Source organism: Arthrobacter sp. K5 (assembly GCF_040448525.1).
GTDB lineage: Bacteria > Actinomycetota > Actinomycetes > Actinomycetales > Micrococcaceae > Arthrobacter > Arthrobacter globiformis.
The window spans coordinates 865149-878907 of the sequence record NZ_CP159279.1 but is presented as its reverse complement, the minus strand read 5'-3'; the positions used below and the strand labels follow the sequence as shown (position 1 = coordinate 878907).

The following is a 13759-nucleotide window of genomic DNA, read 5'->3' as shown; positions in this document are numbered from 1 at the left end:
GCTCATCAGCCCATTATCCCTAGCCGGGATGACCTTGGTGGCCAGCATCCATCTGCCGCCCGCCCGCGACCGGGCAGTTCGACTCGACGACCGTGCCAGCCCATCTCCGGCCAAGAGAAAATCAGCCCGCGCCTGACGGCAACGGGCTGATCATGATGCGTCTCAGCATAGCCGGTGCAGCCGGCCGCGCGGGAGCGTCTCCGGCAAACGAACGTCCTTGAGTCATTCGCCTGGGGCCTCTGACGACAAGCACCTCGACCTTGATCGGGACAATTCGAACGACCTAGCATCGTCGGTGTGACCCCCGGGGACCATTCGAGCCCGACGGTTCGGACGTCCAAGGCTAGGGCCTTCTCCGGCGGCCTTTTCGGCTCGGACCGCATCAATGCCGGGCTTTGTCACCATCGAGTGCTGTTCTACGCTCCTGGTCGCGACGGATTGCGATGGCGGCCGCGGCAGCGGCTCCGGAGCGGATCGCCTCCTGCGGGATCGGTCGGACCGCGATGGCTTGGGCAGCAGCCTTGGAAGCAGCGTGAACCTCTCGACGTTTGCTCTCCATGGGGTCAATTCTAAGTGCGGGGCACGGCTAGGCGCTGGTGCGTGCACGTTTCTGATCTTTCCTGCCGGTCCTTCCCGCTTCAGTGCATCTGATTGGTTGGGTCACGGCCAGACTTCGCCGTCATACAGACCTACAGTCAGGATGTGCTCGGCCCGGGCTCGCAGCCACTGTGCGACGTCTTCCTCGCCGGTCCATGCTTCTGCAGCGTGAATGAGCGCAGCTGCTGCCCTGCCCGCGGCAAACCGCTGGGCGGACAGGTCCATGCGGACGTTGAGCTCGTGCGAGTTTTGCTGTTGGCCGCCACTGCGGCTTCGAGAGTGGGGAGGCTTCCAGTCCTCCGGCAGCCCGCGCCAGCCGCAAGCGCAAACCGGAACTAGATCGCCCTCGAGTTCTTTCTGGAGGTCGTCGAACCGCTCCTTGAGCTTGAAGTCGACTTTGGTGCGTCCTAGTTCGATGCGTTCGACCTTTCGTTTATCCTCGTCCGTCAGGGGCGTTGCGGGCTCCCAGCCAGCATGCTCGTGGCCTTCGAAAGTCGCTGAACGCGGTCGAGACCGCCCTGCCGATGAGGGAGAACTCATCGGGAAGCCGGTTTGTTGTGGTCGTTGAGCATGGTGCTCCCTCCGGCCCATCGGGTCCCGCAGATGGGGCACACGATGTACCACTCATCTGTGCCCGGGAACTCGATCATCGAGCCGACGTTTTCGCCACTGGACGGACACCAGCTCTTCATGCCCTCCTCTTTCTGAAGGATCGCCTCCTGCATCCTGCCAAAGTCCGAATCGTCGTCGTTGCTCGTCATAGTGAGAACCCTACGCCGGACCTCCGACAGTAACTGCGCGGGCATCCGTAGTTGCGTGAGGTGGACCAGCGCGCTGCTGGGCGTCGATGAGCCAAGACGTACTGTCCACAAACGAGCGTCTGTGACTCAGTTCCGGCGGCGGGTCTGTACTCCTGTCGTAACGCAGGACACGCCGACATTATCGGTCTCTCAGAAGTGGTTTGTCGCAAACGCTCGATAAAATGAGAGGCAAGGTCGACGAGGCGTCGACCCCGGGCTTGTTCAACACTGACACTTTCTGAGCCCTGAGCTCTCAGACGCCGAACATCGGAGCTCTCCACCGAAAGATCGTGGAGAGACATGGACATCGGCTATGCGCGCGTCTCGCGCAGCGACCAGATCCTCGACCGACAGCTCAAGGAGCTCGAGGACGCCGGCTGCCAACGGATCTTTACCGAAAAGGCGTCAGCAGCAAGGAATCCAAGCGTCCCGAGTTCGATCTCTGCCTCCGGACGCTTCGTCGGGGCGATCGGCTCGTCGTCACCGAGCTCTCGCGCCTCGGTCGGCACACCGGCGAACTCGCGAAGCTCGACGAGACGCTGCGGGAGCGGGGCGTCGGGCTGAGGATCCTTAATCTCGACCTCGATACTACGACGCCCTCCGGCAAGCTGATCTTCACCGTCATCGCAGCGGTGGCGCAGATGGAGCGGGAGCTCCTCATCGAACGTACCCGATCCGGTCTCGCGGCCGCCCGCGCCCAGGGTCGAGTGGGTGGGCGCAGACGCTCGATCACCGACAAGCAAATCCGTAAGGCGCAGGCACTCTACGACGAGCACCGGTTCACGATGGCCGAGATCGCGCGGCTCTGTGAGACCAGTCCCGCGACGCTCTACAGGTACCTGAGCATAGGAGCCGACCAGTGACGGTCGTGTTCGGGCGCTTCAGTCCAGCTGGGCGGGGCCGGGTGGGTGAGATGAGGGGCACGTCCAGTCTGTGGACTGCGACGGTGCCCCGCCAGGCGCTGGACCAGATGTTCAGGGCGGCACGCGCGCCACCGCACCTTACGAACGAAGGAGGCGATCGCACACACGAACTGAAGGAGAGCACACCATGCACACCACAAGCACGACCAAGATTAAGAAAAGCTACGTTCTCGCCGTCGCCGGGATCGGACTGGCACTCGGCCTTACCGCCTGCTCCGGAGGCTCTGGCCTCGATGGCACTTACTACATCGAAGAAGTCAACGGCACATCGGACCTCGGCCAGCTCGTCGTGGACGGCGGCACGGTCGCCCATCACGAGTACAGCTGCAACGGTGTTTACGAGGAACCGGAGGTCACCAGCACCGGCGAGCTGAACACCGGCGAGAGCCAGGTGGTCTGGACGGTTGCTGGGGGCGATAGGCGCAACGAACGCACCGGCACCGAAGCCGTCACGATCAGCGACAGCTCCATCACCGTCGGCGGCGATGTATACGTGCGCGACGACTCGGACGCGGGCCGCGCACTCCTCAAGGCGTTCGAGACCGGCTGCGCAGGGTAGATCGCTCAAACCGCTTCAACCGAGCACCCCGTGGTCGTATCGCCACGGGGTGCTCCGTTGCTTGGAGGCCCGTGGACCCGCTGGGGCTCAGCGCTTGGCTGAGCGCTGTGCTCATCCCGGCGGGCAGAGCCCGCCCGGGTGTGGGCCGGGAGGGTTCGACGTCGAGGCGAACCCTCCCACCTCGACACGCCTCGACATGGACGGAGCAGAACATGAGCACTGAGACACACGACAACGAATTCCGCGGCTACTTCGAGGCGCTCAGGCTCCTGAGCCATCACGAGGGCCGGGCCAGGACTCACGCACGCCTGAGCCGTACCGACTTCCTCGCAGACGAGTCCGTCGTCGCCGTTCACGTGGAGAACACCTCGCGGGCCGACCGCGTCTTCCTCTCGGCATTCGACCGACATGGACGGCTGTTGCGCGGCGACACCCTCTACGTCGACTATGCCAATCAGCGGCTCGACGTCACCGCGGAGTTCGACCATGACTTCACCGGGATGACAGTCCTTGAAGGGTCCGAGTTGAAAGCGGCCGTCACACGCGAGGACGGCTGGGTCATCGACATGCACGCCCTACGCGAGTATGACCTCGCCGAGGACCGCCGAGCCACCCAGCGGGCAGTGCTCCTGGCAAACCTCGGAGACCTGATGGCCAGTGGCCAGGCCCGCGGGTTCCTGCTCGGTCAGCACAGCGATCCCGGGGCTGCCCTTTAGTCCCAGCAGCATAGAGAAGCCCACCCCGCCGCGCGGCGGGGTGGGCTTCTTTTTATCGTGTCACGGGCTAAGGCCCAACCACCAGATTCACCATTTTCTACGCTCGGGGCTCGGTGGGAGCCGTGGACGGAAGAGCGGCGTCGCCGGTGCGCCGGCGAATCCACGAGGCGATCAAGATTCCCACGACGGTGCCCGCCACCACGGCGTTCAGGATGGAGAAGCAGCCCAGCCCGAGCATGAGTGGAAGCATCTCGGCCCGTCCGGCGGTTACCCAGATCAACATCACAATCACCCATACAGCTCCGAAGAAGCCGTAGGCGAAGCCCTCCCCGTTGATCTGAGCGAGCCGGTTCGGATCGCGGCGGTGACGAACGGCCTGGACCGCCTTGTTCGGCAGCAGTGCCGGTGCAGCAATCACGACGAGGGATGAAAAGTCCCTCTTGATCGCGGCACCCCACCAGTGCGCGGAGCGCCACCACCCCTTCGGGAACTCGGCCCGTGCTTGGGCGCTAATACTGTTGCTCATCGTCCGCTCCTTCGTCCTTGGTCTTGTTCCTGTCATTGATCATCTGGAACGGCACCATCGGCTCGGCCGCACGACGGGTACGGCTGGGAGCCTTGGGCTGCTCCTGCATCTTCGCCGGGACTCGTGCGCTCTTTTGAGCGAGCTCACTCCGGTGCTGAACCGCGGCCGTTGTCGGCTTTGAGTTCTTGACCGGAGCCGGACGCTGACCGGAGGACGCAAGATGCGAGCCCGATGTCGGAGGCTGTTGGCGCTGTTGCGGTGCAGCCTGCTGACGCCGCGTCGCATGACGATTCTGTGGACCGTCGCCCGAACGCGTCGATCCCGTGCGCGGTGCAGCCTGTCGGCTGTTACCTTCACCTTGACCTGACTCGTCTGAACTCGAGGATCCAGCAGATCGAGCCCTTGCAGGGACCGCGATCGCTCCGCCGAACCGCGGTGCAGGAGGGCCGGCGGCACCGGCAGGAACGGCACCTTCCACGGCACTAGCGAACCGCGTTGAGCTGTGGCCCGGAAGCGCCTTGCGGCCGCCGTTGGTCGGGGCAGCCGAGCCGCCCGATCCGGTTCCCGGGACACTGCCCACGTCCGAGCCATCGTGGCTATCCGGACCGGACCCCGAGGCAGAGTCGGAGCCCGACGAGGCCGGACGGAACACGCCGTCAGCTCCCTTCTCCATCTTCATTAGTGAGACGCCGCCCTTGCCGCCGGGAGTGCCCGGCTGCCTGTCGGTGTGATAGCCGAGGTTCGACAAGCCGCCCTGGTCGCTCAGCTGCTGAGCAGTGTCCTTGGCCGAGTGAGAGCTTCCCGCCCGGTCGGTGGTGAGCTGCAGCGGAGCGCCCTGGTCGTCAGACTGGCCACCACCATCCGCACCCTCGGAGCCCCTACCGCTGGGAAGCGCGCGGGGCGAATCGCCGGGACCGTCGAGGCCACGGTGAATGCCGTTGCCATCCGAAGCGCTGTCCTGATGGCTGGCCTCGCCGCCGCCAGGGCCGATTGCGAGCTTCCGGCCACCAACCGGAAGGCCCTGCTGGCCGTTCAAGCCACCGGCATTGGTCGAGGCGGTCTTGCCGCTGCCGCTCGGGGCCTTAGAACCCCCTCCGGGGTTCCCGCCCAAGCCGTGAGCGACCTTCTTCTGGCCAGCGCCCACTCCCGCGACAGCCCCGTTGGCCAAGCCCGATGGCATTCCGGCACTCTTCTCCGGCTTTGGGGCAGGGCTGGTTTCGAGGAACTTGTCCACGAGCTTGGTGAACACTTCGTCCATCGCCTGCAGGGCCACCTTGCGCACCTTCAGCAGGGAGAACGTGACGCCAATGATGAGAAGTGACGAAACGAGCGTCAGGAGCACCACGACGATCCCGCCGAGCGCCGGACTGCCGAAGAAGCCGTTCGGGTCCATCAGGGACGACACAGGGCCGGCGATGATGTCAGGGATCGAAATCAGCAGTTCCGAGACGAACTGGTAGATGAACAGCGTGACGATCACCTCGAGGATGAGCGCCCCCGAATAGACGATGACCTTCGCTATCGCCGATACAGCACCAAGCGTGGCGAAGGGGACCGCAGCCACGAGACTGAAGGTCCGCTTGACCGCTCCGGCCAGCATCCCGATGGCGTACCAGAAACCCAGGAGAGAAATGCAGCCCAGCACCGTGACCGCGTTCTGCCAGTACATGAATTTCGCCGGGCCCGTACCCACCTGGCTGACCGCCATGTGGCTCTCGCGGGTCATTCCGCTCATGGCCTTGTTCGACGAGTACATCTTCATCGAATCCGGGCCAAAGCCGGTGTTCAGGTAGTTGTAAGCCGCAAGGGCTGAGAGGTTGCACGAAGCGACGTCGCCGTTGCTGTCCAGGACCGTGAAGCCGCATCCGCCCTTCGTGCCCGTGGTCGTGAAGGTCGTCGTGTTCCCGCCGGGTTTCGACGAAGTCAGGCCCTCGAGGCCGCCGGTCGCTATCACGGGGTGCTGGCTCGGGATGGGGCCCCTCTCTTCGCCGAACCTCTCAACATCGCCATAGCTCGCTTTGTTGACGAACCAGTCCTCCTTGGCGTCCACCTTGCCGTTCAGGACGCTGTAAGTGGGCATCACGTCCAGGTTGGTGATCGACGTCTTGATCCCCGACTCAAAGTCGGACGCGGCGATTTCGCGGCCCGCAATGTAATTATTGAGGATTCCAAACGTGGTAAATACCGCATGGACGTCGTCTCCGGCGGAGCCGCCGGTGTCAACCGTGCCGTTCCGCCATGCCGCCTCGGCGCTATCAGTCCTCTTGCCGACGTTGATGTCGGCATACGTGTCGCCGTGCGACTGCTTGTTGATTGCCAAAGCGGTGTTGCGCACCGACATCATCGATTCTGAGCCGGCCTGGCCGCCGTCCCACGAGATCGAGGCCTCGTCTGGGATACCCAGGCGGTCGTTCATCATCCAGGCGTTGAAGTCGACGTAGGTCGATAGCACGACCCGCGTCGGGCCCGCGTGCTGTCCGATCAGGGAATCGTCGAATTTGTTGAGGACACCTGTGTACATCGAGCCGATGAGCGGCAGGCCGACGCCGATGAAGACGACGCGCACGATGAGCTTCTTGATTGCCGAACCGCGGTCCATCTTTTTGAAGAGGACCAGGCCGATAATCAGGAAGCCGATGAAGAGCGGGACCAATGCCTCCCAGGCAATGGACTGGAGCAGGCCGTACCAGCTTGCGATGCAGTGCTGCAGGCCCGCCAGCGCACCGCCTCCGGCGTCGCCACCCGTCATGCCGTCGGCCATCTCCTGCTGGTGGGCGCTGGGTGCACCGTCTACCGTTACGCCAGCGACGGCCTGGTAGAACCACATGAAGGGGTTCAACGCCTTCAGCAACTGAATGACCAGCCAGAACACGGTGCCTACGGCCAGAGCCAGCAAGTAGAGCGCCCATATGATCCCGCCGCCCATGAGCGCAACGATCTGTCCTCCGACGCCCGATGACATAGTGTCAAGACCAAGGTCGGCGTTTGCAGCGCCGAAGTGGGCGTAGTCGAGCATGCCGGAGTACGTGCCAGGCTGCTCATCGGAGGCCTTGCTGTGGAAGGTGTCGTAAGCGATGGTCTGCGATGAACCCGAGACCTCCGCGAAGAACCAACCCACGATGTCGCCGGGGCTGAACTCCGGGTCAGCGTAACCGAGCATGGCACCGCCTGTTGCGGGGTTGCTCGTGATCGGGTGCCAGTTCTCATGCAAGCCGTCGTTCTTAGGAGCGTTCTCCTGGCTAAAGTATGTCGAAGCGTTGCTTGAGAGGGCGTACAAGCTGTAATTGTCGGGCTCTTCCCCGTCAGCGTGCGCGGACGGGGCAAACGCCGCCATCAGCAGCGGTGCAACCAGCGCAGTGAGGACGGCCAGGCCGACTACACGCAGGAGCCCTCTGCGCAGCGACCGCATGTGAGTCAAGACAGCGCTGCTCATCGGCCGTCACCGCCGGTAGCGGCATCGACGAACTGGTCGTCGAGCCAGACATCGAGATCAGTGATGTAGTAGCGCACGCCGCCGGATACCTTCTGGTAACGCGGTCCGCGGTGCTTCGCGCGCCAGCCCCGCAGCGTCTGCTCCGCGAAACCCAGATATTCTGCGGCCTCTGCTGAGCTGAGGTAATCGCGGCCGCCAGCGAGGACGTTCTCGCGGATACGGTCGCGGATGGTTCTCGGGGTAGACATATCCCGGGCCTCCTCGGACTTGGAATGATCATCAAGTCCGAGTCCGGCGTCGCTCGGTCGCGCAGGCTGTTACGCCAGACGCTCCGACGGGAACGCATCGTCTCTCGCCAGAGAGAATGCATAGAAGGGTTCACCGTCCGGCGGACTCCCTCATGAGAGGTTGCCCTGCGTGCTTCAAATTGTAGTCGAGCGTTGGTTGCTGTTTCAGGTCGTCGCGGCTGAGAAGGCCCGTTTAGGCTCGGATATCAGTCAAAGAAAAATCGAGAAATTACTCGCCATAACCCCGCTGCCGCTGCAACCGGGCGACTTCGATGGCCAGCTGCTCCCCGCCGTCCTCGATGAACTGTTCGCGGTCGCCGGGCTCGAGTTCGAGGTCTCCGGCCACGCCATGCTCTACCTCGAACCGCGCTAGGCGCTGATCGACGAATCGCTCGAAGCCGCGACGGTAGGAGCGGCCGCTTGGATTCGTCCGGTCAAGGTACTCCTCGACAATGAGCGGGATCGGCTGGGACCGGAGCCGCTCGAGATAGGCCTTGAGCGCCTCGTCGGCTTGGACCTTCGCTGCGCTGCGCTCGGCCGCGTAGCACTGCCTGCGCACCTCGTCCCGCGTCTCCTCGGCGATGCGCCGTCGCAGCCGCGGCAGCGCGGCCTCCCGTTCGTCGAGCTCGGCGGAGCGCGTATCGAACTCACTCCGGATCTCGGCCACCTTCTCCTTGAATGCTGCGACCTTCGCCCTGTTGGCCGCGGACGTCGCCCTCGCGCCCTCAAGAGCGGCGTTGGCTTCGGCGGCGGCGTCCATCGCCGCCTCGAACTCGCGCTTCGACAGCTCCTTACCGTGCCGCTCGGAGACCTCCTCCTGCACGGGCCAGCCGAGCGCGACCATGTGTGCGCGGAAGCCGGCCTGATGGCATCGCATCTTCGCCGGCCCGCTGATCTGGCGGCCGCGCTCGTCCGTGACCTCTCGGTGAGACCCGTAAGCCTGATTATGCTCGGTCCGCAGCGCGTCAGGCTTGTCGTCCGGAGCCTTCGGATCGGGGGCGAAGGGATCGGCCATGATCTGGATGTGGGGCGTCGACTCGTCGAAGTTTGTCGCCCAGCCATGGATCGCGTCCTGCCCTCCGGGGACAACGTGGCCTCCGAGCCGGTCGATCGCGTCATGGAAGTAGCGCATGGCTTCGTCGTGATCCCTGGCGACCCAGCGTGACCTGGACATCGGCTCGCCCGTGACCGGGTCCAGGCGCTCGGACCCGTCCTCGTTCAGCCGCGGGTAGTAGTTCGGCACCTCGATGCACATCGTCTTTGGCAGGTGGACGACGAAGAGGTTCGTCACCACCTGCTTCTCGTTGATCTTGCGGCGCACGCGCTTTTGGCGAGCTTCGCCGTAGTCGAGGACTTCCTTGATCTTGTTTGCCGTCCTGAATCCGCCCGCACCGTTGTTGACGAAGGCGGTGTTCAAATGAGCGTCGGTCGGCACAATCGATGGATTCTTCGTGGCGTGCCGCTGGATGTCCTTGGTGTCGAGGTGACGCATCGACTCGTGAAGAATCGCGCGTCTGTCTGCGCGGTTGCCGCTCACGCCGTGAGCGACGTGCTTGAGGTGGAAGGCAGCGTGCCCGGTCCGTTCGCTCATGATGATTCCTCGCTTTCATTGATGTGACGACTTCGGACGCCGATCGATCCCTGACGGGACCGTTCGACAGCGCTTCGTCGAAGGCCGGGGACCCATCCCGCTCCGCGGCCCCGACCATCGACGCAGCGCGACATTTCATGTCGGTGGGCACCTCTCCATCACCGGGACCCTGCACCCGGAGATGGAGCCTCTGGCACCCGCCGACATGAGATGTCTTAGCCCCGTATGACATTCACTCGCTCCGCTCCTGAATGTCCGGGGCCCTCCGGGGCCCTCCGGGGGCCGCTGCGCGGGCAACCTGCCCGAGCGCGGAACGCCCAAGCTCCTCTCGCCGCCCCACAGGGGCAGCTCACGGAACCCTGCGGCCACGTCCGCGAAGTTCCACGTGCCCACGGGATCGAAAAGCAGCCCCGAGACCACGCAGGACCGCACGAGGCGTCGCTGCGCGGTCCTGCGTGGGTCCGATCCGGGTCTCGCAACGGTCTTGCGACGTTCCCGACCTGGGCCGGCTCCGGTCTTGCTGGGCGCTGGACTCTTCGAGGGCTCCTGACGGTCGCGTCCTGGACCTTCGAGGGGCGCTGCGGGGCGTCGTTCGGGGCTCCTCACGACGTCTAGTGCAATTGGACAGTTCGAGGTCTCATCGAGGTCTTCGGCGCGGCGTTCGATGGTCTCCGCCAGGTCTGGTCGGCGGCCCATGAAGGCCACCGACCGCGTTGGACCCCGCGACGTCTCGTAGAGGGCTTCAGCGGGGCTCATTGTGGTCCCATTCAGGTGCGTCGGTGCTCGCTGAATGTCCGCCCGCGCACGCGAGGGCATGGAGCACGAACCGCAGGGCGTCGGGGTCGAGGCCCGTGGCGGCATCGCTGAGGTCGACGGGGTGCACGGCGCTGGCGAGCGACGACGCGATGGCCTGCACGCGGCGCTCCCCGCCGCTCAGATGTCCGCCCTCTTCCGCGGCGACGTCAGGGTCGAACCAGAACGAACCGAAGCCTCCCGGACGGACCCAGGGGCCGTCGACGAGGCGGCCCGCGCCGAACGAGACCAGCAGCTCGACCGCGGCCAACTGGGCGGGGACGCCGTCCGCCCAGTGGCGGAGGCCGGCTGCCCGGCGGCGGAGGCGTTCCGGGATCACAGCGGGGCTCCCCACGTCTCGGCCTCGGACGTCGTGCCGTCCTCGGGCGTCACGACGCACCGCACGTTCGAGGGGGCGCGCACCTGGGTGCGCAGGATCGTCTCGCGGTAGTTCCTCTCCGAGTCCGGGCTGCGTTCGGCGAAGGCGCGGACGACGACGTCGCCATCGGGATAGGTCAGCGTGATCCTGCGCCAGCAGCCGGCGGGCACCGCGCTGAGCGGGTGGCCGGGGACACGGTCGCCGTAGAGGATGGCTTCGCTCTTGAACATCTCTTCTCCTTCGTTGTGGTGGGGACTGCCAGGACGTCAGCGGGCATTTGCAGCGACCATCGCGGCGGCTCGATCGAGCAGGAAAGGTCGGCCGTTGCGCCGCTCTTCGTGCTTAGCTCGGCTCGGGATCGCCTCAAGCGCCGCCTGGTAGAGCAGCCAGGCCTGGTCTCCTGCCGAATAGGTCGTGCGGCGCTGGAAGCCGATGACGACCAAGTGCTGGCGCATCTCGCGGAACAGGGTTCCGAGGAGAGAGAACTCCCAGCGCGAGTGGTCGCCGGCGAAGTCGTCGAGGCACTTCAGCCGTGGCCGTGCGCCCTCCAGCGTCCGCTCGATGATCTGCTGGCCGCCCTTGATCCGTGGGATGTCGCCCGCGGTCGGCACAGCCTTCGCCCGGGCGCTCGACGAAGCCTTCGCCTTCTCCGCCAGCGACGCGTATGCGTCCTCGAGCGACGCGAAGGGCTCGGAACTGAGGTCGATCTCCCTGGCTCGTGTGAGGACATCTTCTTCGATGGGCCGCCGCGTGAAGGTCACCCAGTGGTCGAGCAGGATCTCGTACCATCCGTGCTCCTCGCGGAGCACGCGGTTCGACGACGCGATGCCGTGGTCATGAAAGTTCTCCGGGAGCGCAGCCACGAGGTGGTACCCGCGGCCCGACATCGAGGTCTCCGAGTAGATGAGCCCGGGAAGCGCCAACAGGTTTGCTGCGACGTCCGACGGGCAGTCAGGTTCGATGTCGAGGACCATGAGGCCGTCGCTCTGGGCCTGCAGGTAGAACGCATGATTCGCGGCGTCCGGGAGCCGATCAGTCAGCTCGGCGAGCGTGACGAGGCAGACGTCGCCGATGCTCCAAGCGCCCCGTACCCGGCCGAGGTCGAGCAGTGCGCGGACGTCGATCGGAGCCTTGGCCTTAACGTCGGCGTCGTCTCCGAGCCGGCCTGATACGGTCCAGCGCGCAGCGCCGGCCAAGACGCGGATCGCACTGTTCCTGTAGAACTCCGGGAAGAGGTCGTGGGGAGAGATGCGGGCGCTCATCCCTGCTCCTCGGCGACGGCGGCCTGGCGGTCGGCGACGAGCCGGTCGAACTCGACCAGGGTGAGGCCCAGACGACTCAGGTCGCCGAACAGACGCTGGTCGATGGCCTGCGAGGTCACGGCCATGGCCTGCAGAGCGGGATCGCCGTTGAAGTTCGGGCTGTCGCGGAGGACCGACGCCCGTTCCGCGGCGACCTCCGGCGGCATGCCGTCAGCGACGAGCTGCTCGACCCACCTCTGCAAGTCGCGATCGTGCATCTCGCGGGCGACCTGGACGGCGGCGATGTCCGCTGCAGTGACCCGATCGAGCCCAGGAGGCACGAGGACCCACGTCTTGGCCCGCTTGCTCATCGGATCGGGCACGATCTCGTCGGCCACCCACCCGGCCTTGCGCAGGTCCGGTGCGACCTTCTTCAACTTCCCGCTGACCCCCCTCTGCTCGGGCCAGTACTTGTCGTCGACGGGCCGCGGCAGCAGGGCGTACAGCTCCTTGCCCGTGCCTTCCCAACGCTGGGTGATCTTCTCCGAGATCGCGGCCAGGAACCTGTCGGTGGCCACGATCTCTTCGGAGACCGACTCCTGCGACCGCGAGTAATGCTTCAGGCCGCTCGCACCCGTGGCGAGGTCGAGCGCCGCCAGGACCTCGGCGAAGTCGGCCATGCGGGGCTTTTCGACGAGGTCAACTTCCGGGAGCTTCCGCAGGGTCTGTGCGACGAGGTCGAACAGGCCGCCGACCATCGACGGGTACGCCTTGTTCCACAGCGCGTTGAGTTCCCGCTCGGAGCGGCGCTCGGTCCTGGGGATCACACGGAGGTCGGCCCAGACGCAACGTTCGGCGAAGTCGCCGGCGAGGGCTCCGACGTCGATGCCGGTGAAGCCGACGACGCCCTGGAACTCGATGATCCGGTGCTCGTCATCGGTGTACAGGGCCCGGTCCACGTCGGAGCCTCCGGTGACGGCCTGGCAGAGGATGTCACTCATCCACTTGGGGATGGACGAGAGGTTGTCGAAGCCGGTGGTGCGCGAGCCGTGCAGGGAGTGGAGGAGCTTGCTGGCGTCCTTCGGAGGCATCCGCACTTCAGCCTTCGTAGGGTCGAACAGCTGGAACGCGCGCTTGAGCGCGCTCGACTTGGCGGTGCCCTGCTCGCCGAGGACCGCAAGGACCGGGCAGGGCAGGCCGACCAGCACCACGGCACCGACGAGCCAGCCGCGGATCACCTGGCGGTCGTGGTCGCGGGGGGCGTTGATGAAGGTCCAGAGCTGATCGAGGTCGCCGTCGGTCTCGGGGGTCGGCAGCGGCAGGGTGAGGGCGGAGCGCCGGAACAGCACGGGCACGTCGGCGTCGCCGTCGAGGATCTGCCAGCCTTCCGGGGTGATGTGAACGACTCGTTCGGTCTGGTCGCCGAGATCGACGTAGATCTCGTGATCATTCGGTCGGGCGATGCGGAGCGACAGCTCCCGGGGTTCGCCCTCGGTGGCCTCGTGCTCCAGCACCTCCATCGCTTCCGCCAGCGCGTTCTGGGACGCGGTCCTGCCGGTCAGACGATAGAAGAGACCGCCGAGTTCCTTGCGGAGTGCGCGCTTGCCGCCCTTGAGCGGACGAGTCACGTGGCCGCCCTTGCGGACGGCGAACGGCTTGTCGTCGGTGTCGACGCCGAGGTCGTAGCAATCGAAGGCCAGCTGGACGAGCTGCTGCGCCGCCGACTTCTTCTCAGGCTTCTGCGTGCTCTCGGCGAAGGCCTGAAGCTCTTCGGGGTCGCCGTGGGTGGCCTTGGTCGGAGTTTCACGGTCAGGTACCATGGGAGTATCCCTTCGGGTCAGGTGCGAGGTGCGAACTCGCGATCCAGATGGGTTGAGATTTGAGGAAAGCCCCGCTTTGGCGGGGCTTTTTTCAT

The 13759-nt window shown here is 65.4% G+C and carries 13 protein-coding genes and 1 pseudogene; 4 read left to right on the top strand and 10 right to left on the bottom strand.

The annotated features are described in order from the left end of the window. Window positions 1–660: 660 nt before the first annotated feature. Complete coding sequence (locus tag ABRP34_RS03825; RefSeq protein WP_353712329.1) at window positions 661–1137, bottom strand: hypothetical protein; 477 nt, start codon at window positions 1135–1137, stop codon at window positions 661–663. After that, a complete protein-coding gene (locus tag ABRP34_RS03820; RefSeq protein ID WP_353712328.1) occupies window positions 1134–1358 on the bottom strand; it encodes a hypothetical protein in 225 nt (74 codons plus the stop codon). The genes ABRP34_RS03825 and ABRP34_RS03820 overlap by 4 nt, the downstream gene beginning before the upstream one ends. A gap of 339 nt (window positions 1359–1697) precedes the next feature. Here ABRP34_RS03820 and ABRP34_RS03815 point away from each other — a divergent pair. From ABRP34_RS03815 to ABRP34_RS03800, 4 genes and pseudogenes are all read left to right on the top strand, one after another. Continuing rightward, window positions 1698–1763: pseudogene (locus tag ABRP34_RS03815) on the top strand (hypothetical protein); the annotation flags it as partial. Window positions 1764–1774: 11 nt separating this feature from the next. After that, window positions 1775–2260: a recombinase family protein gene (locus ABRP34_RS03810; RefSeq protein ID WP_353713301.1), complete on the top strand. Its 486-nt coding sequence runs from the start codon at window positions 1775–1777 to the stop codon at window positions 2258–2260. Between the two features lie 187 nt (window positions 2261–2447). Then, a complete protein-coding gene (locus ABRP34_RS03805) occupies window positions 2448–2879 on the top strand; it encodes a hypothetical protein (RefSeq protein ID WP_353712327.1) in 432 nt (143 codons plus the stop codon). Window positions 2880–3091: 212 nt separating this feature from the next. Then, the gene (locus tag ABRP34_RS03800) at window positions 3092–3595 is read left to right on the top strand and encodes a hypothetical protein (RefSeq protein ID WP_353712326.1); all 504 of its coding nucleotides are present in this window, start codon (window positions 3092–3094) and stop codon (window positions 3593–3595) included. A gap of 97 nt (window positions 3596–3692) precedes the next feature. Here ABRP34_RS03800 and ABRP34_RS03795 read toward each other — a convergent pair whose 3' ends face one another. The 8 genes from ABRP34_RS03795 to ABRP34_RS03760 all read right to left on the bottom strand — a co-directional run bounded on the left by ABRP34_RS03795 (window position 3693) and on the right by ABRP34_RS03760 (window position 13664). After that, a complete protein-coding gene (locus tag ABRP34_RS03795) occupies window positions 3693–4121 on the bottom strand; it encodes a hypothetical protein (protein ID WP_353712325.1) in 429 nt (142 codons plus the stop codon). Further along, window positions 4105–7554: a hypothetical protein gene (locus ABRP34_RS03790; protein WP_353712324.1), complete on the bottom strand. Its 3450-nt coding sequence runs from the start codon at window positions 7552–7554 to the stop codon at window positions 4105–4107. Before ABRP34_RS03790 ends, ABRP34_RS03795 begins: the two co-directional genes overlap by 17 nt. Continuing rightward, window positions 7551–7802, bottom strand: a complete 252-nt coding sequence (locus ABRP34_RS03785) for a helix-turn-helix domain-containing protein (RefSeq protein WP_353712323.1) — start codon at window positions 7800–7802, stop codon at window positions 7551–7553. The genes ABRP34_RS03790 and ABRP34_RS03785 overlap by 4 nt, the downstream gene beginning before the upstream one ends. Window positions 7803–8070: 268 nt before the next feature. Continuing rightward, window positions 8071–9432, bottom strand: a complete 1362-nt coding sequence (locus ABRP34_RS03780) for a hypothetical protein (RefSeq protein WP_353712322.1) — start codon at window positions 9430–9432, stop codon at window positions 8071–8073. Between the two features lie 742 nt (window positions 9433–10174). After that, on the bottom strand, window positions 10175–10564 hold the full coding sequence (locus ABRP34_RS03775) for a hypothetical protein (protein ID WP_353712321.1): 390 nt from the start codon (window positions 10562–10564) through the stop codon (window positions 10175–10177). After that, window positions 10561–10833, bottom strand: coding sequence for a hypothetical protein (locus tag ABRP34_RS03770; protein WP_353712320.1), 273 nt, complete (start codon window positions 10831–10833; stop codon window positions 10561–10563). The genes ABRP34_RS03775 and ABRP34_RS03770 overlap by 4 nt, the downstream gene beginning before the upstream one ends. Window positions 10834–10869: 36 nt before the next feature. Next, window positions 10870–11865, bottom strand: coding sequence for a hypothetical protein (locus ABRP34_RS03765; protein WP_353712319.1), 996 nt, complete (start codon window positions 11863–11865; stop codon window positions 10870–10872). Next, on the bottom strand, window positions 11862–13664 hold the full coding sequence (locus ABRP34_RS03760; RefSeq protein ID WP_353712318.1) for a hypothetical protein: 1803 nt from the start codon (window positions 13662–13664) through the stop codon (window positions 11862–11864). Before ABRP34_RS03760 ends, ABRP34_RS03765 begins: the two co-directional genes overlap by 4 nt. Window positions 13665–13759: the final 95 nt, after the last annotated feature.

Bases quoted from the DNA above. Each gene is read 5' to 3' on its own strand.
- ABRP34_RS03825 (WP_353712329.1), bottom strand. From the start codon at position 1,137: ATGAGTTCTCCCTCATCGGCAGGGCGGTCTCGACCGCGTTCAGCGACT.
- ABRP34_RS03820 (WP_353712328.1), bottom strand. From the start codon at position 1,358: ATGACGAGCAACGACGACGATTCGGACTTTGGCAGGATGCAGGAGGCG.
- ABRP34_RS03805 (WP_353712327.1), top strand. From the start codon at position 2,448: ATGCACACCACAAGCACGACCAAGATTAAGAAAAGCTACGTTCTCGCC.
- ABRP34_RS03800 (WP_353712326.1), top strand. From the start codon at position 3,092: ATGAGCACTGAGACACACGACAACGAATTCCGCGGCTACTTCGAGGCG.
- ABRP34_RS03795 (WP_353712325.1), bottom strand. From the start codon at position 4,121: ATGAGCAACAGTATTAGCGCCCAAGCACGGGCCGAGTTCCCGAAGGGG.
- ABRP34_RS03790 (WP_353712324.1), bottom strand. From the start codon at position 7,554: ATGAGCAGCGCTGTCTTGACTCACATGCGGTCGCTGCGCAGAGGGCTC.
- ABRP34_RS03785 (WP_353712323.1), bottom strand. From the start codon at position 7,802: ATGTCTACCCCGAGAACCATCCGCGACCGTATCCGCGAGAACGTCCTC.
- ABRP34_RS03780 (WP_353712322.1), bottom strand. From the start codon at position 9,432: ATGAGCGAACGGACCGGGCACGCTGCCTTCCACCTCAAGCACGTCGCT.
- ABRP34_RS03770 (WP_353712320.1), bottom strand. From the start codon at position 10,833: ATGTTCAAGAGCGAAGCCATCCTCTACGGCGACCGTGTCCCCGGCCAC.
- ABRP34_RS03765 (WP_353712319.1), bottom strand. From the start codon at position 11,865: ATGAGCGCCCGCATCTCTCCCCACGACCTCTTCCCGGAGTTCTACAGG.
- ABRP34_RS03760 (WP_353712318.1), bottom strand. From the start codon at position 13,664: ATGGTACCTGACCGTGAAACTCCGACCAAGGCCACCCACGGCGACCCC.